This window comes from Orbaceae bacterium BiB (assembly GCA_036251205.1).
GTDB lineage: Bacteria > Pseudomonadota > Gammaproteobacteria > Enterobacterales > Orbaceae > Orbus > Orbus mooreae.
Genome location: CP133958.1, coordinates 2,573,022 through 2,594,662, shown reverse-complemented (window position 1 = coordinate 2,594,662; position 21,641 = coordinate 2,573,022). Strand labels below are relative to the sequence as shown.

The window sequence follows — 21,641 nt, the reverse complement described above, 5'->3', positions numbered from 1 at the left end:
TAATTAAATTTATTAAATATTTTATAACAAAATAGTTGTAATTTTAGTTTATAGATGTAAACTTAATTGAATTTATATTCACTATAAATGACTTTTTATTCAAAAATGGATTATCTAATACTATGCAAAATTACGCACTGCTCATTCTTCAAGATGGTACCCAATTTTTAGGTAAGTCAATTGGGGCAAAAGGTGAAACGGTTGGTGAGGTAGTGTTTAATACCTCAATGACAGGTTATCAAGAAATATTAACAGATCCGTCTTATACAGAACAGATTGTGACATTAACCTACCCTCATATCGGTAATGTTGGTACCAATCCTGCCGATGAAGAGTCTGACCATGTTCATACTAAAGGTTTAATTATTCGAGATCTTCCTTTAATAACAAGTAACTTCCGAAGTACAAATAATCTAGGAAACTATTTAATACAACATAATGTAGTTGCAATTGCTGATATTGATACACGTAAATTAACACGTCTATTAAGAGAAAAAGGTGCGCAACATGGTTGTATCATGACAGGTAGCAAAGATGAACTACTCAATAAATCTGAACAAATTTTATTGAAAGCCCAACAGTTTAAAGGTATTAGTGGGCTAGATTTAGCGAAAGTAGTTACAGCAGAAAAAGCATATTCATGGAGTCAAGGTTCTTGGTCTTTAGGAAATGAAAATGCATCAAATAGATCAATCAATACGCTACCTTATCATGTAGTAGCTTATGATTTTGGAGTTAAACGTAATATCTTACGTATGCTAGTAGATCGTGGTTGTAGACTAACGGTTGTTCCCGCAAAAACACCAGTTAATGAAGTTCTTGCATTAAATCCTGATGGTATTTTCTTATCAAATGGACCTGGCGATCCGGCACCTTGTGATTATGCAATTGAGGCAATTAAAACCTTTTTAAAAACTGATATTCCTATTTTCGGTATTTGTTTAGGGCATCAATTATTAGCCCTTGCATGTGGTGCTAAAACTATCAAAATGAAATTTGGCCATCACGGCGGCAATCATCCCGTAAAAGATTTAGAACAAAATCGCGTTATGATAACTGCACAAAATCATGGCTTTGCGGTTGACCAAGAGAGCTTACCACAACATTTGCGTATCACACATCAATCGCTCTTTGATGGTTCACTACAAGGTATTCACCATAATGAAAAGCCAGCCTTTAGTTTTCAAGGACATCCTGAAGCAAGTCCAGGTCCGCATGACGCCGCCCCACTATTTGATCACTTTATTGAATTAATCGCAATCTACAAGCAGGAGCAATAAACAAAATGGCAAAGAGAACTGATATTAAAAGTATTCTAATCATTGGTGCAGGACCAATCGTTATTGGCCAAGCCTGTGAGTTTGACTATTCTGGCGCTCAAGCTTGTAAAGCCCTTCGCGAAGAAGGTTATCGAGTTATTTTAGTGAACTCAAATCCAGCAACGATAATGACCGATCCCAATATGGCCGATGCAACTTATATCGAACCTATTCATTGGACTACAGTACGTAAAATCATCGAACAAGAAAAACCTGATGCTATCTTACCAACAATGGGCGGGCAAACGGCATTAAATTGTGCTTTAGAGTTAGACAAACGAGGAATTCTGAAAGAATTTAACGTGGAAATGATCGGAGCAACCGCTGATGCAATAGACAAAGCAGAAGATCGTAAACGCTTTGATCTAGCAATGAAAAAGATAGGTTTAGAAACAGCTCGTAGCGGTATTGCCCATAACTTAGATGAAGCTTATCAAGTGCTTGATAAAGTCGGATTTCCGTGCATAATTCGTCCTTCGTTCACAATGGGAGGAACCGGTGGTGGTATCGCTTATAATCGTGAAGAGTTTGAAGAAATTTGTTTAAGAGGAATAGACCTGTCACCAACCAATGAACTCTTGATTGATGAATCACTCATTGGTTGGAAAGAGTATGAAATGGAAGTAGTACGAGACAAACATGATAATTGTATTATTGTTTGTTCTATTGAAAATATTGATCCAATGGGAATTCATACTGGTGATTCAATCACCGTTGCTCCAGCGCAAACGTTGACAGATAAAGAATATCAAATCATGCGTAACGCTTCTCTGGCTGTACTGCGAGAAATCGGCGTTGAAACTGGTGGTTCAAATGTACAATTTTCAGTTGACCCTAAAACTGGACGTTTAATCGTAATTGAAATGAACCCTCGAGTATCACGCTCCTCAGCATTAGCATCAAAGGCGACAGGTTTTCCAATTGCAAAAATTGCAGCAAAGCTAGCTATTGGTTATAGTCTTGATGAATTAACTAATGATATTACAGGAGGAAAAACGCCTGCTTCTTTCGAACCATCTATTGATTATGTGGTAACCAAAATTCCACGTTTTAATTTTGAAAAATTTGCCGGGTGTAATGACCGTTTAACGACCCAAATGAAATCTGTTGGTGAAGTCATGGCAATTGGCCGTACTTTTCAAGAGTCATTACAAAAAGCATTACGGAGCTTAGAGGTCGGAGCAACCGGTTTTGATCCAAAAGTAGCAAATTATATTGATAGTGATGAGCTAACTAAAATTCGCCGAGAGCTACAAGAAGCAGGCAGCGATAGAATTTGGTATATAGCGGATGCCTTTAGGGCTGGCTTCACAGTCAATGATGTCTTCAATCTAACTCATATTGATCCTTGGTTTTTAGTACAAATAGAACAATTAATTAAATTTGAGCATAGTGTAAGTCAAACATCACTGAATAAACTTGACAATGAGATGCTAAAACAACTTAAGCGCAAAGGATTTTCTGATGCTAGACTCGCAAAATTATTGCATGTAAAAGAGGAGGATGTTCGGCTTAAACGTCAACAATTTAATCTACATCCCGTCTACAAACGTGTTGATACCTGTGCTGCAGAATTTTCTACGGATACCGCTTATCTCTACTCAACCTACGAAGAGGAGTGTGAAGCCAATCCTCAGTTTAAAAAACCTAAGATCATGATACTTGGAGGGGGTCCAAATCGTATCGGTCAAGGTATTGAATTTGATTATTGTTGTGTACACGCAGCCCTTGCGCTACGCGAAGATGGCTTTGAAACAATTATGGTCAATTGTAATCCAGAAACTGTCTCAACAGATTATGATACTTCAGATAGGTTATATTTTGAACCGATCTCTCTTGAAGATATATTAGAAATAGTCCATGTTGAAAAGCCTACAGGCGTCATTGTGCAATATGGTGGTCAAACCCCTCTAAAACTTGCCAGAGCACTAGAAAAAGCTGGTGTACCAATCATAGGAACATCTCCTGATGCTATTGACCAAGCGGAAGATCGTAAACGTTTTCAAGATATCGTTGATCAACTAAAACTGAAACAACCAGTCAATGCAACAGTAACGGATTTAGCTCAAGCAATAACCAAAGCTCAACAAATCGGTTATCCACTCGTTGTCCGCCCTTCTTATGTCTTAGGTGGTAGAGCAATGGAGATTGTCTATGATGAGCAAGATTTAAAACGTTATTTTAAAACCGCAGTGAGTGAATCTAATGATGCTCCAGTGTTACTTGATCACTTTTTAGATGATGCAATAGAAGTTGATATCGACGTTATTAGCGATGGCCATGATGTAATTATTGGTGGCGTAATGGAACATATAGAACAAGCTGGTGTTCATTCTGGTGATTCTGCTTGTTCATTACCCACTTATTCTTTAAAACCAATAGTCGTAGATGGATTGCGTCAACAAGCAAAACAGCTGGCTTTAGCGCTCAATGTAAAAGGATTAATGAACGCACAGTTTGCCGTTAAAGATAACGAAATTTATTTAATTGAGGTCAACCCAAGAGCCGCCAGAACAGTACCTTTTGTCTCCAAAGCAACGGGTATGGCACTGGCTAAAATTGCCGCCCGAGTAATGGCAGGTAAATCATTACAACAACAAAATGTGATAAATGAGATTATTCCCGATTATTACTCAGTAAAAGAAGTCGTATTACCGTTTAATAAATTCAGTGGTGTTGATCCTATTTTAGGCCCAGAAATGCGATCAACGGGTGAAGTCATGGGAATCGGAAAAACCTTTGCTGAAGCTTTTGCAAAAGCGCAACTTGGTAGCCTATCCAATATGAAAAAACAAGGAAGAGCGCTATTATCGGTCCGCGACCAAGATAAAAAGCGGATATTGGAAATAGCAAAACGTTTAATTTCACATGGTTTTACTATTGATGCAACACATGGCACAGCAAAATTATTACAAGACTCTGGTATCGATTGTCAAATCGTCAAAAAAGAGAGTGAAGGACGACCTAATATTCGTGACCATATGAAAAATGGTGAATATAGTTATGTACTAAATACTACCTCAGGACGATCGGCAATTGAAGCATCTAAAGCCCTGCGTCGAAGTGCAATTCAGTATAAAGTTCACTATGATACAACAATCAATGCCGCCTATGCGACGACTGCAGCATTAGACTACAATCCTGCTGACAGTGTTGTAGCGCTACAAAGCTTGTATTAGATAATTAAAAATAACTAATCGCCAGTATATTTATAAGTATACTGGCACTTCATACATTAACTAGATTTATAGAAATCACAATCAGCCGACGACTTAAGCCAATCATTTTTGCTATAATAAATAGAATTATCAAATATAAAAGGACTCAATATGTTAAAAATCGGTTTAATCTCTGTTTCAGATAGAGCATCCTCAGGCGTTTACGAAGATAAAGGTATTCCTGAATTAAAAAACTGGTTACAACAGGCAATAAAAGGCGATTTTGTTATAGAATCACGACTAATAGCGGATGAGCAGCCTCTTGTTGAAAATATGTTAATAGAATTAGTTGATCAACTTAACTGCCATTTAATCCTAACTACGGGCGGAACAGGACCAGCTAAAAGAGATGTCACACCGGATGCAACACTTGCAATAGCTGATAAAGTCATGCCTGGTTTTGGTGAACAGATGCGACAAGTGAGTTTACATTTTGTCCCTACAGCCATCCTATCAAGACAAGTTGGTGTTATTCGCAAACAGTGTTTAATACTGAACTTACCTGGACAACCGAGATCAATAAAACAAACCCTTGAAGGGGTAAAAGATTCCGACGGTAATGTCTTAGTCACGGGTGTTTTTGCAAGTGTTCCCTACTGTATAGAGCTGCTAGAAGGTCCTTATATTGAAACAAATGAAGATGTTGTTAAAGCATTTAGGCCGAAAAAGAATCGCTAAAAGATGATTTAATCATTTTATTTTATGCAAAAATATTGCATAATTATATACTTTGTGCAGAGTAGATAGGTACATAAATCGATGACGGCAAACAATAAACCTGATGATCTAATTAAAATTTTTAAAGAGATGCTAAGACAAGAAAAGTTTAGCTCACAACTTGAAATTGTACAGGCATTACAAGAACAAGGTTTTGAGCATGTAAACCAGTCCAAAGTCTCAAGAATGTTGACTAAATTCGGTGCAGTGAGAACACGTAATGTCAAAATGGAGATGGTTTACTGTTTACCGGCTGAAATTAGTGTACCAACCACCTCAAGTCCACTAAAAAATTTAGTGCTTGATATCGATTATAACCACTCAATGGTGGTAATTCGGACAAGCCCAGGAGCAGCCCAATTAATCGCTAGATTGCTTGATTCTATTGGTAAAACAGAAGGAATATTGGGATCTATTGCTGGAGATGACACGATCTTTAGTACACCAACAAATGGTTTTACGGTAAAAAAACTTTATCAAACTATTTTAAATCTTTTTGAGCAAGAGCTTTAATCTTGCTCAAATAACCACTTACTTATTCACCATACTCATCGAACTCTCGACACAGTACAACTGTATCTTCAATAAGCCGTCTAGCTACCGTACCATACTCAGGAATCTTTGGTAATTCGCTATAATGATACCAATTAGCTTCAACGAGTTCATTGGCATCAACAACAATATCACCCTCATCATAATCAGCTAAATATGCCATCATCATTGAATTAGGAAACGGCCAAGGCTGTGAAGCTACATAACGAATATTTTTAATTTTGATCTGAGACTCTTCATATACTTCACGAATAACCGCTTGCTCGGTTGTTTCACCAATTTCAACAAATCCTGCAAGTACAGTATATAAATTGTCCTGACTATGTCTCGTATGCTTAGCTAATAAGATCTTATTTTTGTTACGAATAGCAACAATAATTGAAGGAGATATTTGTGGGTAATATCGCTGATGACAATGAGCACATAAACAACACCATTCTGTAGTGCTAAGATGCATATCTTTACCGCAATAACCACAGTATTTATGTGAACGATAGAATTCAGACAACTGCACAGCTCTACCCGCCATCAAAAATAGCGACTGATCTGTACTTCCTAATAATGGCCGAATAGACCCCATACTATTTTTCATCTCTTTACAGATAAGCCAAGCTGTTTGTCCTTGCCACTCACCGATCTGTTGAGCCTTTTCACCAACAAAGGCAAAGTCTTTGGCTAATCCTGCAGGAACTTCGCCATTGGGTAGCCATAACCGACCATTTAGGCTCACAAACCAATAACCTTGTTCACCACCCGTTAAAATAATCTGTTGTTGCATATAGTATTAACCTATAAAAATAAGGCAGAGAATTCTCTGCCTTAATAATATATTATTTCTTCTTCTCATGAAGCCCTTTCTTCTCAAGCTCCCAGTAAATAATACGTTGTTGAACAATCGTAAATAAGTTACTGACGATATAGTATAAAACTAAACCTGATGGGAACCATAAGAAGAACACCGTAAAGATTAATGGCATGTAAGTCATTAATTTTTGTTGCATCGGATCTGCGACTGGTGTTGGCGACATTTTTTGAATTAAGAACATTGTCGCACCCATTAATATTGGCAGTATATAATATGGATCTGGAGCAGCCAAATCTTGGATCCATAACATAAACGGTGCTTGGCGTAATTCAACTGAGTTACCTAACATATAAAATAATGATAAGAAGATAGGCATTTGGATAATAAGAGGTAAACAACCACCTAATGGGTTAACCTTTTCTTGTTTATACAAAGCCATCGTCTCTTGACTCATCTTCTGACGATCATCACCATAACGCTCTTTTAAAGCTTGTAATCTTGGTTGTAGTAACTTCATTTTTGCTAATGAACGATACTGTGCACGAGTTAATGGGAATAAAATTCCTCGTACAATGAAGGTAATTACAATAATTGCAACACCCCAGTTACCAACAAAACCATGGATAAAGACTAATAAATGGAATAATGGCTGAGATAAGAACCATAACCAACCATAATCAACGATTAAATCTAAGTGTTTTGCTGTTGCTGCTAATTCACTTTGAATCTCAGGACCTAACCATAACTGCGCATTAATTGTCTGTGATTTACCACTATCAATAACGGTATCTTCACCTTTAAATCCAACTGTTGCTTGAGTTTTGTTTGCTGTCGCACGAGTATATAAAAGATTATCTTGATCTTGCGTAGGAACCCAAGCAGAAGCAAAATAGTGTTGCAACATCGCAACCCAACCAGTTGTTGAATTTACGGCTAAATTTTTATCGGTAATGTCACTAAAACTATATTTACTATAATTAGTTTCTGAACTTGAGTAAGCAGCTCCGCGGAATGAACTCATCCCAAGTCCGCTACCGCCTTCAGTGGTAATATCACTTGGTAAATCAATAGTTTGTTTTAATTGACCATACATTGCGACTTCAATTGGTTGACTACTTTGGTTGTTAATTTCATAACTAACATCCATCGCATATTTACCACGTTTAAGCGTATAAACTTTAGTATAATTAACACCATCTTTTTGATAAGTTAGTGGAACTCTTAACTCATCTTGCCCATCAGCTAACACAAACTCCGTTTGTGTAACGCTATAAACTGGACGAGTTCCTTGTTTACTATTATCGGGACCATTTCTACCAGTTAAACCACTTTCAGCAATATAGATAAAATCAGGTCTTGCTGTTAATAGTTGGAATGGTATGTGAGAATTTAAAGTTTGATCATACTTTAATAACTGCGCCGATTGAACATCGCCACCATAAGTATTGATTGTTAAAGACAAGACATCAGAACGAACGACAATTGATTGTCCTGCTGTGCTTGTTGATGAACCATCATCACTTGTCATTTGCTCTGTTAATTGATTTGCAGCTACAGGTTTAGGCTCATGATCCTTTTGCCAAGCTTGCCAAATTAAAAAAGAAACAAAAAGTAAAGCAATAATTAAAATATTACGTTGAGATGCCATTCGTGTTTTCTCTGTTGTTTTTATCTTCTCGAGGCGGGACAGGATCGTCGCCTCCTTCATGTAAAGGGTGACATTTTAATACACGTTTAACCGTTAGCCAACTCCCTTTTATCAATCCAAAGCGTTTTAATGCAATAATTGCATAATTGGAGCAGGTCGGTGTAAAGCGACAGTGAGGGCCTAAGAGGGGACTGATGAAGCGTTGGTAACCTCTAATTAATAAAATAAAACTATTTGCACCTAACGACATTAGCTGCAATAAAAATAGTTTAACTTTATATTTTACTGTATTGACAAGAGACGTTGCCATAACTTATCCAATACCTGTCTCAATGCAGCGTTATCAAGTTCAACAGCTGTAGACCTTGCCATAACAATAATATCTATCTTAGGCAACTCATGTTGTGTTAGACGAAAATAATCTCTAATAACCCTTTTTAAACGATTACGTTCATGAGCATATTTAACTTGCTTTTTAGCAATAGCAAACCCAAGTCGAGGATAACTTAAAGTATTTTTTCTAATAACTAGAGTAATATACGGCGAACTAACCCGCGTAGACTGGTTAAAAACATGATTAAAGTCGGTGGGAGTTAACAAACGTAACTCCCGAACAAAGGTGAGTCGATTAATCACTCAACTTTAAATATTAGCTAGATACAGTTAAACGAACGCGGCCTTTAGCGCGACGACGAGCTAATACTTGACGACCATTTTTTGTAGCCATACGAGCACGGAAACCGTGAGTACGATTACGTTTTAAAACTGATGGTTGAAATGTACGTTTCATGACGATATATACCTAAACGAATTATTCACAATTAGCAGAGTAAACTCTACTTCGGTTATAAAGAGGTCGAGATTATAGAGGGAATTATTACGATAGTCAACGAACTTTGTTGCTCTTTTTGTTCTCAAGTACGAGGCGATTAAAATATTAATCGTATCGTAATTATTGATAGTCGTAATAATGAAAGGAACAATAACCCCCTATTTTAATTAATGCAATTATAAATATAAAAAAATCATTACATTAATAGATAACTCATCTTCTGACCATCTCCTTTAGCAATAAAGGGCAAATAGACAAATTTGGATATAGAGAATAAATAAAAATAAACTTGATGATTATAAACCAGTTAAAAACAGAGATCGTCATAAAAGTAAAAAAAGAAATAATAAACTAAAATTTCTCTACTTTGACGAGTTGAAAATGATTTTATTATCCCAATATAACCAAGTAATGTATTAAGTTTGGTATATAACGGGTACCAACTAATTTAAATTTAAGGAGCAAAATGTGACTACAATTGTTAGCGTCCGTCGTAATGGACAAGTTGTCATTGGTGGTGATGGACAAGTTACCCTAGGTGAAAGAATAATCATGAAAGGGAATGCTAAAAAAGTTCGTCGTCTCTATAACAATAAAGTCATTGCTGGCTTTGCTGGTGGTACGGCAGATGCTTTTACCCTATTTGAACTGTTTGAACGTAAACTGGAAATGCACCAAGGACATTTAACGAAAGCGGCTGTTGAATTAGCAAAAGATTGGCGTACCGATCGCATGTTACGCAAGCTTGAAGCATTACTAGCTGTGGCAGATGAAACCGCATCATTGATTATTACGGGAACAGGTGATGTTATCCAACCAGAAGATGATTTGATCGCAATTGGTTCTGGTGGACCTTATGCTCAAGCGGCTGCCCGAGCACTATTAGATAGTACAGAACTATCAGCTCGTGATATTGTGCAAAAATCGCTCACCATTGCTGGGGATATTTGTGTCTATACTAATGGTTACCAAACTATTGAAGAATTAAATTATTAATATAGGTCTCGTTATAATAAGTAACGTGATGATTAATGTATAACTGAATTTAAAGAGAATAGATTATGTCTGAAATGACTCCTAGAGAGATAGTTAGCGAACTTAACCAACATATTATTGGTCAAGATAAAGCCAAGCGTTCCGTTGCCATTGCTTTACGTAACCGTTGGCGTCGTATGCAACTTAATGAAGCTTTACGTCATGAAGTGACACCTAAAAATATCCTAATGATCGGACCAACCGGTGTAGGTAAAACTGAAATTGCACGTCGTCTTGCTAAATTGGCAAATGCACCCTTTATTAAAGTTGAAGCGACTAAATTTACTGAAGTAGGTTATGTCGGTAAAGAAGTTGACTCCATCATTCGTGATTTAACCGATTCAGCGGTAAAGATGATTCGTGGGCAAGCGATCGAAAAAAATCGTAACCGTGCTGAAGAGTTAGCTGAAGAGCGTATTTTAGATGTTCTTGTTCCACCAGCAAAAGATGGCTGGGGACAAGTAGAAGGAAATACTGACTCGACTGCAAGACAAGCTTTTCGTAAAAAATTACGCGAAGGCAGCTTAGACGATAAAGAGATTGAGATTGAAGTTTCTGGCGTCAATATCGGTGTTGAAATTATGGCACCTCCTGGTATGGAAGAGATGACTAGCCAGTTACAATCTATGTTCCAAAATTTAGGTGGACAAAAAACTAAACCACGTAAAATGAAAATTAAAGATGCTTTTAAGCTACTTATTGAAGAAGAAGCTGCAAAACTCGTTAATCCAGAAGAGCTGAAACATGAAGCGATTGAAGCTGTAGAGCAAAATGGTATCGTATTTATTGATGAGATTGATAAAGTCTGTAAACGTAATGGTAATACATCAGGAGTGGATGTTTCTCGTGAAGGTGTACAGCGTGACTTATTACCATTAGTTGAAGGATGTACTGTATCTACTAAACATGGTGCAGTAAAAACGGACCATATTTTATTTATCGCATCAGGAGCATTCCAGACGGCAAGTCCATCTGATTTAATTCCTGAACTACAAGGCCGTTTACCAATTCGTGTTGAATTACAGGCATTAACTACCGAAGATTTCGAACGTATTTTAACCGAGCCAAATGCATCATTAACCGTACAGTATAAAGCACTTATGGCAACCGAAGGCGTCAATATTGAGTTTACCGAAGATGGTATTCGTAAAATTGCACAATCGGCATGGCAGGTCAATGAACAAAATGAAAACATCGGAGCTCGTCGTCTACATACCGTACTTGAACGATTAATGGAAGAAGTCTCTTTCGATGCGAGCGAACTAAATGGTACAACTATCACAATCGATGCTGAGTATGTAAGTGGTCACTTAGATAAACTTGTCGCAGATGAGGATTTAAGTAAATTTATTCTTTAATCTTAAATAATTTTCTCCAAGTAAAAATAAAGGGCTAGTTAATCTAGCCCTTATTATATTCAATATCGTCAATAATTAGTGATTAAAAGCACTTTCACCGTGACTGTTAATATCAAGACCTTCTCGTTCATGTTCTTCAGATACTCTTAAACCAACTAGTTTATCTGCAACTTTGAAGGCAATGAAAGCAACAACACCAGTCCAAATAACACAAGTGATAATACTCATCGCTTGAACTCCTACTTGAGATAGCATGGTTACTCCTTCGGCATAACCGACGCCGCCGAGTGAATCAGCAGTAAATATTCCAGTTAATAAGCAACCGACAATCCCACATACACCATGTACGCCAAATACGTCACAGGTATCATCAACTCGCAACATTCGTTTTAATACAGATACGCCCCAAACACCCATCGCACCACAAATTAGACCAATAATTAATGCACCACCAACACCAACAAAACCCGCAGCTGGCGTGATACCGACTAACCCAGCGATAACTCCAGAACAGGCCCCTAAACAAGAAGGCTTACCACGATGTATCCATTCAACCGCTGACCATGAAAGAACTGCCGCGGCCGTTGCTGCAACCGTATTAATAAAAGCTAAACCAGCAATCTCATTAGCTTGTACAGCAGATCCCGCATTAAAGCCAAACCATCCGATATAAAGAATTGCAGCCCCTAAATAGACATAAGGTAAATTGAATGGCTTAAGTGCTTCTTTATTAAACCCTAAACGTTTTTTAATAAAGTATGCACCCACTAACCCTGCAACCGCCGCATTAATATGAACAACAGTACCACCAGCAAAGTCTAATGCACCTTCATCACCTAATATGCCGCCGCCCCATACCATGTGAGCCATTGGAATATAAGAGAAAGTAAACCAAATTATCATAAAAATAATAACCGCTGGAAACTTGATTCTTTCAGCAAAAGCGCCAGGGATTAAACAACATGTAATACAGGCGAATGATCCCTGAAAAGCAATCCAAATAAATTGATATATTGTTCCAGAGGCATCCGTTGGTTTAATACCTGACAATAAAAGCCAATCAAAGTTACCATAAAACCAGTTCCCTTCCCCAAAAGCGAGAGAATAACCGTACAAAATCCATAATACGGCAATTAACGAAAAGGTGAATAATACTTGTGATAACATCGAAAGTACGTTTTTAGAACGTAATAATCCACCATAAAATAGAGCAATTCCAGGTACCGACATAAATAAGACTAATGCCGTACAAATCATCATAAATCCATTGTCTGCCTTATCAACAGTACTCATTACCGGTTCCACAATAACTTCATCAGCAAACGCGCTGGTGGAAACCAAAATAACTAAAAGTAATAATAATTTTTTAAACATAATCAAAATCCTGTTATCAAGTTATTCATCATCGGTCATCTATACGTTAAAGCGCCGCTTCATCAGTTTCACCAGTACGAATACGAATCGCATTTTCAAGTGGCATCACAAAAATTTTGCCATCACCAATTTTACCGGTATATGCTGCTTTACTAATTGTATTGATCACGTCATCTAATAATTCATCACTGATAGCGACATCAATTTTTACTTTTGGTAGAAAATTGACGGTATACTCTGCCCCACGATAAAGTTCAGCATGGCCTTTTTGGCGCCCAAAACCTTTTACCTCAGTCACGGTTAATCCATTAACACCAATATTAGATAGCGCTTCGCGAACTTCTTCCAGCTTAAAAGGTTTGATAATGACGGTAACTAACTTCATGGCTTACTCCTCATAATTGAAATGTCAATTAAGGTACTGCAAATGTTATGCCAACAGTCGCATTGAGTAATTATTTCCATAAATTCAAGTTATTTTTATACTAGAATTACACTTTACAACAATAATTTAACGAAAAAATTATATTAAAATAGATAGGGTAATCTCTCTTATCTGTAGTAAGTGGATAAGAATAAGATGATAGATAGAATGTTTGATAAGCAATCGAAATAATTACTTTAGAACAGATAGGTGATATTGCACCATTGCGGTGCTAATCACTCACCATTAACTTGCGATATTCATCATAAGCAAAATGATCAGTCATTCCGCTGATATAATCTTGTAATAAACGAGCTCGGTAATAAAACTCCCAGACCGTAAACGATGGGTCATCTTGGTTAAGCTGCGTTACAGCTTCTTCATAAGCAATGCAGTGTTTAGCCGATAGCTTATGATATAAACGCGTTTCGATCATATAGTGATTGTGTCGCCCTTCTTTCACCAGTTTACTAAAATCAGCGACAGGCATTGCCAGTAGTGGACTATAAATATCTAATAAACCACTAATGATACGGTAGCCTTGCAGTTCAATATTTTCTACCGATTCATGATTAAATACATATTTAAAGCCTACCTTTTTAAAGATCTCTAGTAACTTAAATTCTGCATCATGATCTTCAAGTAAGGCGTGATTAAATGATCCATCATAAATCGTATCAATATTTTCAATAAAACGCTCAGCAGCATGTGGGACTAGCTTACCAATTGTATTAACGCGGAGATACATAAAAAATTGATCAGCACTTAATGGGTATTGTAAACTCTTAAAGGCTCTTGTCACTACTCTATCAAATAGATCATCTTCTTTCATTGGCCCCCATTCATCAAGCAGATATTGGTATAGCTGTTCAACAGTAAAGATACGCTTTTCTACAGCATCTTCTAAATCAGCAATACAGTAAGAGATATCATCTGCCGCCTCCATAATATAAACCAATGGATAGCGGTGAAAGGTTTTTTGCCCAAAGCTCTCAAGTAACGCGTTAACAAACGGTTCTTCAGAAAGATAGAAGCCCGGCTTTTTCATTAAATAACTAAACTCAGGCGGTATCGCTTCAGTCCAATAGGCAGGTTTAGAATATTTTAAAATACACGCGATTTGTGAGTAAGTTAAGTTAAGTTTCAAAATCGTATGTACAAGACGGATTGCTTGAGCATTTCCTTCAAAATGGCATAAATCTTGTCGAATTTTCTTACGCAAGATATTGAGTTCAGGCTGATCAGATTGCTCATTTAACATGGTATAGTCCGATGTTCTGCCGATTCCTAAACGATGGGTAAACCAATGATTAATCGCCGCTTCACCAAAATGGCCAAATGGTGGATTGCCAATATCATGCATTAAACAAGCCATTTCAACTAAACTTTCGAACACAACACCTATTTTATCTAAGCCATAGTGTTTTAATTGATGAGCACAAGCAAGACGTTGATAAATTTCTTTTACAATATATCGTCCCACTTGTTGAACTTCCAGTGAGTGGGTTAAGCGAGTACGTACAACTGAATTGCGCTCTAAGGGAAAGACCTGAGTTTTTTGTTGTAATCTCCGAATCGCAGCTGAGTTTAGAATTCGACCTCGATCACTTTCAAAGCAACGCACCAATGAATACTCGTCAGATAAACACTCTTTCTGTTTTCCAACATGGCGCTGATAACTGATTTTGCTATGAAAATTGATCATTCTGATACTCTCAACTTTTTTATGAATTTAGTTTAGTTTGTGCCCAAGCGATAGCTGACTGATAATCGTAAGGTAACGTTGGAATTAAAGCAGTTAAACAATCACAAAGATACGATGTATTCAAATGAGTCAGATTTAAATGTCCAACTTTACGGCCCGATCTCACCTCTTTATCATACCAATGTAAGTGTACCAACGATTGAGCTAACCAACTTAGATTATACTCAGTACCAATTAAATTCACCATAACAGCTGGTGCAAATACCGTTGGATTGGGTAATGGTAAATCTAAAATTGCCCGCAAGTGTAACTCAAATTGACTCACTGAAGCACCATTTTGGGTCCAGTGACCACTGTTATGCACTCTTGGTGCTAACTCATTAATTAACAGTTGACCATCAACAAGAAAACACTCCATAGCCATGACACCAACATAATTGAGTTTATCCATAATTTTACTAAGCATTATTTGTGCTTGTTGCTGTAACTGATTATTCGCATTAGGAAAAGCTACACTCATTTTTAAAATGCCATCTTGATGTAGATTATGAGTTAATGGATAAAATACACAATGGCCTTGGCGATTTCGAGCACCAACAAGTGACATCTCTTCTGTAAAATTAATCGCTTTCTCTACAATTGATGTTTGATAAGCGTCAGCAGGTACTTGATGGGTAGTATCATTAGTAACTCGCCATTGTCCTCGACCATCATAACCACCAACTCGTCGCTTAACAATCAAACGCTCACTCAAGCTAGTAAAAAGTGCTGGCCAATTATTATGATCATCGAGTACAGCCCATGGTGCAGTGGGTAAAGATAAACGATCTAATAACTGTTTTTGAGTCAAACGGTCAGCGATAATGGGGAAAATATCCCGATTAATAAAACCGTTATGTTGCGCTAAAATCTGTGTAAAAGGAGTATCTGGCCAGCGTTCAATTTCAGCTGTGATTACTGAATTTTGATAAGGAACCGAAGAGGGTTCAACATCTAAACCTACTGGATAAACATGAATACCGAGTGGTTCTCCTGCTTGTCTAAGCATTCTACCTAATTGACCATTACCTAATACACATACCGATTTCATTTATTATTCCTTAACGATAAAGAGACTACACTAATCTTGGATCTGGGTTGGCAAGTACATCATCAGTCTGATTTTGTCTAAATACTTCTAACTTTTTAAATAACTCACTGTCATTGATAGCCAAAATTTGTGCGGCTAATAATGCCGCATTCGCGGCTCCCGCTTTACCAATCGCTAATGTACCAACCGGAATACCTTTCGGCATTTGTACAATAGAATATAAACTATCGACACCACTTAATGCGGCACTTTGTACAGGCACACCTAATACAGGCACTAATGTTTTAGCCGCTAGCATTCCAGGTAAATGTGCAGCCCCACCAGCTCCAGCAATAATGACTTCAAAACCATTAGTTTTAGCATCTTGAGCAAAAGTAAATAGTTTATCAGGAGTACGGTGAGCAGAGACAATCTCGACATGAAAAGGAACTGATAAAAGGGTTAAAATATCGGCGGCATGTTGCATAGTCTCCCAATCACTTTTGGATCCCATTACAATCGCTATTTTACTCTGTGTGGTTTTGACTGAAGAACTCGTTACTGGTTTTTTAGACATAATCGCTACTCATCAAATTCTAGAGGACCATAGTATAAAGAATTTAATAAGTTAGTTATAGATTAATTTTTTTAATTATAATTTTTCTACTATTTTTACTATTGATTGCCATCGAATGAAAGATAAACAGGTTAATATCTATCTTGCTTATTTAGATAGTTTATTTTACTCTACCCTCCTTTAATCATACATGGTGTTCCTATATTAATGGATAAACGTTATTTACAAGCTAATAAAGAAGCTAGGTTGTCGTTGTATATCACGATCATTTATCTGATTTTTTGGATTACTTTTGCCTATTTTTGGGGTGATACTCCTGGCATATTAGGTTTTCCGATCTGGTTTGAACTATCGTGTATTTTAACGCCAATCGGTTTTTTACTGATCTGCTATTTGGTTGTAAAGTGGCAATTTAGTAACATACCGCTCGATAATACCGAAGCTGAACACTCACCAAATAAATAAATATGATGATGCATACAGATATTATTATTCCTTTAGTTCTCTATTTAGCGCTAGTGTTCGCCATTTCTGGTTATGCCTATATAAAACGTAAAAAAACCGATCAATTTACTGATTATTTTATCGGCAATCGTACCATGGGTGGATTTTTACTTGCGATGACATTGGCTGCGACCTATATCAGCGCGAGTTCATTTATCGGCGGCCCAGGTGCAGCTTATAAATTTGGCTTAGGTTGGGTATTACTCGCAATGATTCAAGTGCCGACAGTTTTATTATCGCTCGGAATTCTTGGTAAAAAATTTGCAATTTTAGCGCGTAAATATAATGCAATTACACTGAGTGATATGCTTTATGCTCATTATAAAAGTCGCTTAGTGGTCTGGTTAGCTAGTATTACCATTATTATCGCTTTTATTGGTGCAATGACAGTACAATTTATTGGCGGAGCACGGTTACTTGAGTCTTCAGTCGGTATTCCGTATGGTTACGGATTGCTAATTTTTGGTATTGGTACTGTGATCTATACTGCTTTTGGTGGCTTTCGCGCTGGAATTTTAAACGATGCTTTCCAAGGGCTCGTTATGCTAATTGGCGCTATTATTTTATTAATTGCGGTGATCTATGTCGGCGGCGGTATTCCCAATATTGTTGAAACCCTTAAACAAAGTGATCCCGCGTTATTGACACCACAAGGGCCAAATAATTTTATGGACATTCCCTTTATGGCATCATTTTGGGTCTTGGTCTGTTTTGGGGTAGTCGGTCTACCTCATACAGCAGTCCGCTGTATGGCCTATAAAGATAGCAAAGCGGTACATAGTGGTATTATTTTAGGCACAATCATGGTCACCGTCATCATGTTTACCATGCATTTATCTGGTGCACTCGGACGGGCCATTATTCCGGACTTAACCATTCCTGATCAAGTAGTACCGAACTTAATCGTTAAAATTTTACCGCCCTTGGCTGCCGGTATATTTTTAGCCGCTCCACTTGCTGCAATCATGTCAACAATCAATGCTCAATTACTGCAAGTATCCTCAGTGTTACTCAAAGATCTCTTTTTATCAATCAAGCCAGAAGCAGCTAAAAATGATAAAGCATTAACCCGTTTATCGGTGATTATTACATTTATTTTTGGTGGTCTCGTGATTTTAACCGCTTGGAATCCACCTGATATGGTCATTTGGCTAAATTTATTAGCTTTTGGTGGCCTTGAAGCAGTATTTTTATGGCCTTTAGTGTTAGGACTGTATTGGAAAAAAGCGAATGCCTGTGGTGCATTAACATCGATGATCTTAGGTGCGCTATGTTATGCTATTCTTGCTAGTAACAATATACAAATTTTTAAATTCCATCCCATTGTTCCATCACTATTATTGGGATTAATTGCTTTTTTAGTTGCCAATCCATTTGGCAAAAATTTACACAATAGGGATTAACCATGCCTTGGATACAACTTAAGATAAACACAACTAATGAATTAGCGGAAGCATTTAGTGATTTATTAGAAGAGAGTGGCGCTGTTTCTGTCACTTTTCAAGATACCTACGATACTCCTGTATTCGAACCGCTTCCTGGTGAAACACGTTTATGGGGCAATACAGATGTCATTGGTCTATATGAAGCGGATACCGATACCGCACAACTCATCGAAGTCTTAAACTTGTCTCCACTGGTCGATAAAAATTTAACTTATAAAATCGAACAATTAGAAGACAAAGACTGGGAACGTGAATGGATGGATAATTTCCACCCAATGCAGTTCGGCAAACGGTTGTGGATTTGTCCAAGCTGGCGAGATGTGCCTGATGTCAATGCCGTGAATGTTATGCTCGATCCCGGACTGGCTTTTGGTACTGGCACTCACCCGACCACATCATTGTGCTTACAATGGTTAGATGGATTAGATCTTAAAGATAAAATTATTATTGATTATGGTTGTGGTTCAGGAATTTTAGCCATTGCAGCACTCAAACTAGGCGCTAAACAAGCGATTGGTATTGATATTGATCCACAAGCCCTACAAGCAAGTCGTGATAACGCAGAGCGTAATCATGTTAGTGAAAAATTATCCCTGTATTTATCAAAAGATATTCCTGACAATTTGTTAGCAGACGTCGTCGTTGCTAATATTTTAGCGGGTCCATTAAAAGAGTTAGAACCCAATATTAGTGTATTGGTCAAACCAGCTGGTTTACTTGGATTATCAGGCATTTTAGAAAGCCAATCACAAAGTGTTTGTGATGCCTATGCAGCAAAATTTGCACTCGATCCCGTTGTTACACAAGAAGAGTGGTGTCGTATTACCGGTAAAAAATTAAGTTAGTCATAAAAAACCCCAGATATCTGGGGTTTTTTATATTATGGACGAGCCGCTGTACCATCTGGGGTACGCGCATTAGTCCATGATGGTAAACCACCAGCTATTGGAAACTGTTTTGCTTTTGCTTCATCAATATCAATTCCTAAGCCTGGCTTATTATTCAAGTAGGCATAACCTTGTTCAATCTCTGGGCAACCAGGAAAGACTTCACGTAGTGCATCATTCATCGGTGTATACTCTTGAATACCGAGGTTGGTAATGCTCATATCAATATGCATATTCGCAACCACACCAATAGGTGAAATATCACCCGGCCCGTGCCACGCAGTGCGTACACCATGATATTCACACAGACTGGCTAATTTTTTAGCCGGTGTAATTCCACCAATCATGCTAATGTGACAGCGGATAAAGTCAATTAAATGATTAGTAATTAGATGCTTATACTCAGCAACGTGGACAAATAATTCTCCCATTGCAATCGGTGTTGATGTTTGAGCGCGCATTGTTTTCAAGAAGTCGACATTTTCAGGTGCAACCGGATCTTCTAAATAAAAGAGACGATAATCTTCTAGACTTTTCGCCATTTGTAGCGCGGCTATTGGCTGAATACGCTCATGAATATCATGAATAAACTCAACATCAAAACCGATCTTATTACGTAAATGATCGAAGAATTTAGGTATACTACGCGCATAAGCATCAGGATCAAAATAGATACCCGATGTTTTATTACGTGGTGAACGTTTTGGATGAATATTTTTAGCTTTATCATACTGCGTGTTAATCAGTTTAAGATCTTCAGTACCCGCACCACCATACATCCCCATTTGACAACGTACATATTGATAACCCTCTTCCATTGCCGCGCGAATATTGTCTTCAGCGGCAATCGCATCGCCACCATCGCAGTGACGATATAACGGAATGCCATCCCGGCATCGACCACCTAATAAATCATAAACCGGCATTCCCGCCATCTTGCCTTTGATATCCCATAAGGCCATATCGATAGCAGAAACCGCATTATTCATCACTGGGCCATTACGCCAGTAGCCACTGACCATCGCTGATTGCCAGATATCTTCAATTCGACGAGGATCTTTACCAATAATGAAAGGCTTCATATATTCATTAATTGCAGCTTCAACGGCAAAAATTCGTTGGGTGAATGTTGCACACCCTAATCCATATAAACCATCTTGGTTAGTTTCAACTTTAACCACGACTAAATCAATTCCGCCAGGGGCAGTTAAAATTGTTTTAACATTTGTTACTTTTATCATGAAAATCTCCAATGTATACATTTCACCGATAGGTTGTATGACATCATATCTCGCAAAATAAAAGTAACATTAAATGAATAGAGAGAGCAAGTATTATTTTATCAATTTTCTAAATTTGTTTCATTTTTCAGTTTATTAATGGCTAAAATATTCGTTTCCATCGCTGAGTTTAATGATAATTTTGCTTTTTCAACATCATGCTCTTTGATAGCCATAAATACTTTAATATGAGCATCAATACTTTCAAGAGTAATCCCAAATACGCGATTAAGCTCTTCTAAATAATGGTAATAAATTGACTTAATATCATAAATAATATTAATAAAGATTTTATTATGGGATGCTTTAATAACGGCTATATGAAAATCGAGATCTGCTTGTGAATATTTTTTATAATCATTTTTATTAATCAACATACGATTTAAGGCCTCTTCGATAGCTTGAATATCTTCATCGTTAGCCTTTTCAGCTGCCAGCTCAATACATTTAAACTCGACCGTCTGCCGAAACACCATCATATCCATAAACTCTTCTTGGCTTAAATGCATAATCGGTTGATTAATATTATTAATTTTATCTTTATTAATATTTGAAGAGACAAAAGAACCTTTACCATGTTTAGTATAAATAATACCAAGATCTCGTAGTTTTTGTACCGCACTACGAATGCTAGTACGGCTAACATTAAATAGATCGGTCAACTCAAATTCTGACGGTAATTTACTTTCTTGCGGCCAACTCCCATCAAGGATTTTATTTAACATTTGTTCATAAACTGCATCTACAATATTACTTTTAGGTATTGATTGAATTGTCATTTTTATAATGTATATATTTTGATAAATTGTACTCATATTACAACTATTTAATGTATTTTACCAACATCTATTCATTTTACTTTCTTCTACGCTATCCCACTCAAACCTATAAA

The 21,641-nt window shown here is 37.2% G+C and carries 21 protein-coding genes; 9 read left to right on the top strand and 12 right to left on the bottom strand.

All coding sequences use genetic code 11. The features are described 5' to 3' along the window. Positions 1–122 precede the first annotated feature (122 nt). The 4 genes from carA (at position 123) to argR (ending at position 5,767) form a co-directional block, all read left to right on the top strand. Positions 123–1,280 (top strand): glutamine-hydrolyzing carbamoyl-phosphate synthase small subunit, encoded by a 1,158-nt coding sequence (gene carA / locus RHO11_12255; GenBank protein ID WVD61231.1) that lies wholly within the window; start codon positions 123–125, stop codon positions 1,278–1,280. Positions 1,281–1,285: 5 nt separating this feature from the next. Beyond that, on the top strand, positions 1,286–4,498 hold the full coding sequence (gene carB, locus RHO11_12250) for a carbamoyl-phosphate synthase large subunit (protein ID WVD61230.1): 3,213 nt from the start codon (positions 1,286–1,288) through the stop codon (positions 4,496–4,498). A 150-nt stretch (positions 4,499–4,648) separates the two neighbouring features. Then, a complete protein-coding gene (mog, locus tag RHO11_12245) occupies positions 4,649–5,215 on the top strand; it encodes a molybdopterin adenylyltransferase (protein ID WVD61229.1) in 567 nt (188 codons plus the stop codon). 81 nt (positions 5,216–5,296) lie between these two features. After that, positions 5,297–5,767, top strand: coding sequence for a transcriptional regulator ArgR (gene argR, locus RHO11_12240; GenBank protein ID WVD61228.1), 471 nt, complete (start codon positions 5,297–5,299; stop codon positions 5,765–5,767). A gap of 22 nt (positions 5,768–5,789) precedes the next feature. Here the strand turns inward: argR and nudC are convergent, their stop codons facing one another. The 5 genes from nudC to rpmH are packed head-to-tail and all read right to left on the bottom strand — an operon-like array spanning position 5,790 to position 9,049. Further along, a complete protein-coding gene (nudC, locus tag RHO11_12235; protein ID WVD61227.1) occupies positions 5,790–6,584 on the bottom strand; it encodes an NAD(+) diphosphatase in 795 nt (264 codons plus the stop codon). 52 nt (positions 6,585–6,636) lie between these two features. Continuing rightward, positions 6,637–8,259, bottom strand: coding sequence for a membrane protein insertase YidC (yidC, locus tag RHO11_12230; protein WVD61226.1), 1,623 nt, complete (start codon positions 8,257–8,259; stop codon positions 6,637–6,639). Then, complete coding sequence (yidD, locus tag RHO11_12225) at positions 8,243–8,509, bottom strand: membrane protein insertion efficiency factor YidD (protein ID WVD62900.1); 267 nt, start codon at positions 8,507–8,509, stop codon at positions 8,243–8,245. Before yidD ends, yidC begins: the two co-directional genes overlap by 17 nt. 32 nt (positions 8,510–8,541) lie before the next feature. Beyond that, on the bottom strand, positions 8,542–8,859 hold the full coding sequence (gene rnpA / locus RHO11_12220) for a ribonuclease P protein component (GenBank protein ID WVD61225.1): 318 nt from the start codon (positions 8,857–8,859) through the stop codon (positions 8,542–8,544). Positions 8,860–8,908: 49 nt separating this feature from the next. Continuing rightward, positions 8,909–9,049: a 50S ribosomal protein L34 gene (rpmH, locus tag RHO11_12215; GenBank protein ID WVD61224.1), complete on the bottom strand. Its 141-nt coding sequence runs from the start codon at positions 9,047–9,049 to the stop codon at positions 8,909–8,911. A 510-nt stretch (positions 9,050–9,559) separates the two neighbouring features. On the opposite strand from rpmH, the gene hslV reads away from it, so the two are divergent. Continuing rightward, positions 9,560–10,087: an ATP-dependent protease subunit HslV gene (gene hslV, locus RHO11_12210; GenBank protein ID WVD61223.1), complete on the top strand. Its 528-nt coding sequence runs from the start codon at positions 9,560–9,562 to the stop codon at positions 10,085–10,087. Between the two features lie 65 nt (positions 10,088–10,152). Beyond that, positions 10,153–11,484: an HslU--HslV peptidase ATPase subunit gene (hslU, locus tag RHO11_12205; GenBank protein ID WVD61222.1), complete on the top strand. Its 1,332-nt coding sequence runs from the start codon at positions 10,153–10,155 to the stop codon at positions 11,482–11,484. 75 nt (positions 11,485–11,559) lie between these two features. On the opposite strand, the gene amtB is transcribed toward hslU, so the two are convergent. From amtB to purE, 5 genes are all read right to left on the bottom strand, one after another. After that, on the bottom strand, positions 11,560–12,858 hold the full coding sequence (gene amtB, locus RHO11_12200) for an ammonium transporter AmtB (GenBank protein WVD61221.1): 1,299 nt from the start codon (positions 12,856–12,858) through the stop codon (positions 11,560–11,562). Positions 12,859–12,904: 46 nt separating this feature from the next. Next, positions 12,905–13,243 carry a P-II family nitrogen regulator gene (gene glnK / locus RHO11_12195; GenBank protein ID WVD61220.1) on the bottom strand — a complete coding sequence of 113 codons (339 nt, stop codon included), beginning with the start codon at positions 13,241–13,243 and terminating at the stop codon, positions 12,905–12,907. A gap of 271 nt (positions 13,244–13,514) precedes the next feature. Then, complete coding sequence (gene dgt, locus RHO11_12190; protein ID WVD61219.1) at positions 13,515–14,987, bottom strand: dGTPase; 1,473 nt, start codon at positions 14,985–14,987, stop codon at positions 13,515–13,517. A gap of 19 nt (positions 14,988–15,006) precedes the next feature. Further along, on the bottom strand, positions 15,007–16,077 hold the full coding sequence (purK, locus tag RHO11_12185) for a 5-(carboxyamino)imidazole ribonucleotide synthase (GenBank protein ID WVD61218.1): 1,071 nt from the start codon (positions 16,075–16,077) through the stop codon (positions 15,007–15,009). 25 nt (positions 16,078–16,102) lie between these two features. Continuing rightward, on the bottom strand, positions 16,103–16,633 hold the full coding sequence (purE, locus tag RHO11_12180; GenBank protein WVD61217.1) for a 5-(carboxyamino)imidazole ribonucleotide mutase: 531 nt from the start codon (positions 16,631–16,633) through the stop codon (positions 16,103–16,105). A gap of 207 nt (positions 16,634–16,840) precedes the next feature. Here purE and RHO11_12175 point away from each other — a divergent pair, with 207 nt between their 5' ends. From RHO11_12175 to prmA, 3 genes are read left to right on the top strand one after another with little or no spacing between them, the layout of a single operon-like run. Further along, complete coding sequence (locus RHO11_12175; GenBank protein ID WVD61216.1) at positions 16,841–17,098, top strand: DUF997 family protein; 258 nt, start codon at positions 16,841–16,843, stop codon at positions 17,096–17,098. Between the two features lie 2 nt (positions 17,099–17,100). Beyond that, positions 17,101–18,540: a sodium/pantothenate symporter gene (gene panF, locus RHO11_12170; protein WVD61215.1), complete on the top strand. Its 1,440-nt coding sequence runs from the start codon at positions 17,101–17,103 to the stop codon at positions 18,538–18,540. A gap of 2 nt (positions 18,541–18,542) precedes the next feature. Beyond that, entirely contained in the window at positions 18,543–19,427 is an 885-nt protein-coding gene (gene prmA / locus RHO11_12165) for a 50S ribosomal protein L11 methyltransferase (GenBank protein ID WVD61214.1), read from the top strand. Positions 19,428–19,462: 35 nt separating this feature from the next. On the opposite strand, the gene RHO11_12160 is transcribed toward prmA, so the two are convergent. Together RHO11_12160 and RHO11_12155 are read right to left on the bottom strand one after the other, a co-directional pair. Beyond that, positions 19,463–20,710 (bottom strand): enolase C-terminal domain-like protein, encoded by a 1,248-nt coding sequence (locus RHO11_12160; protein ID WVD61213.1) that lies wholly within the window; start codon positions 20,708–20,710, stop codon positions 19,463–19,465. 101 nt (positions 20,711–20,811) lie between these two features. Continuing rightward, the gene (locus RHO11_12155; protein WVD61212.1) at positions 20,812–21,528 is read right to left on the bottom strand and encodes a FadR/GntR family transcriptional regulator; all 717 of its coding nucleotides are present in this window, start codon (positions 21,526–21,528) and stop codon (positions 20,812–20,814) included. Between the last annotated feature and the right edge of the window lie 113 nt (positions 21,529–21,641).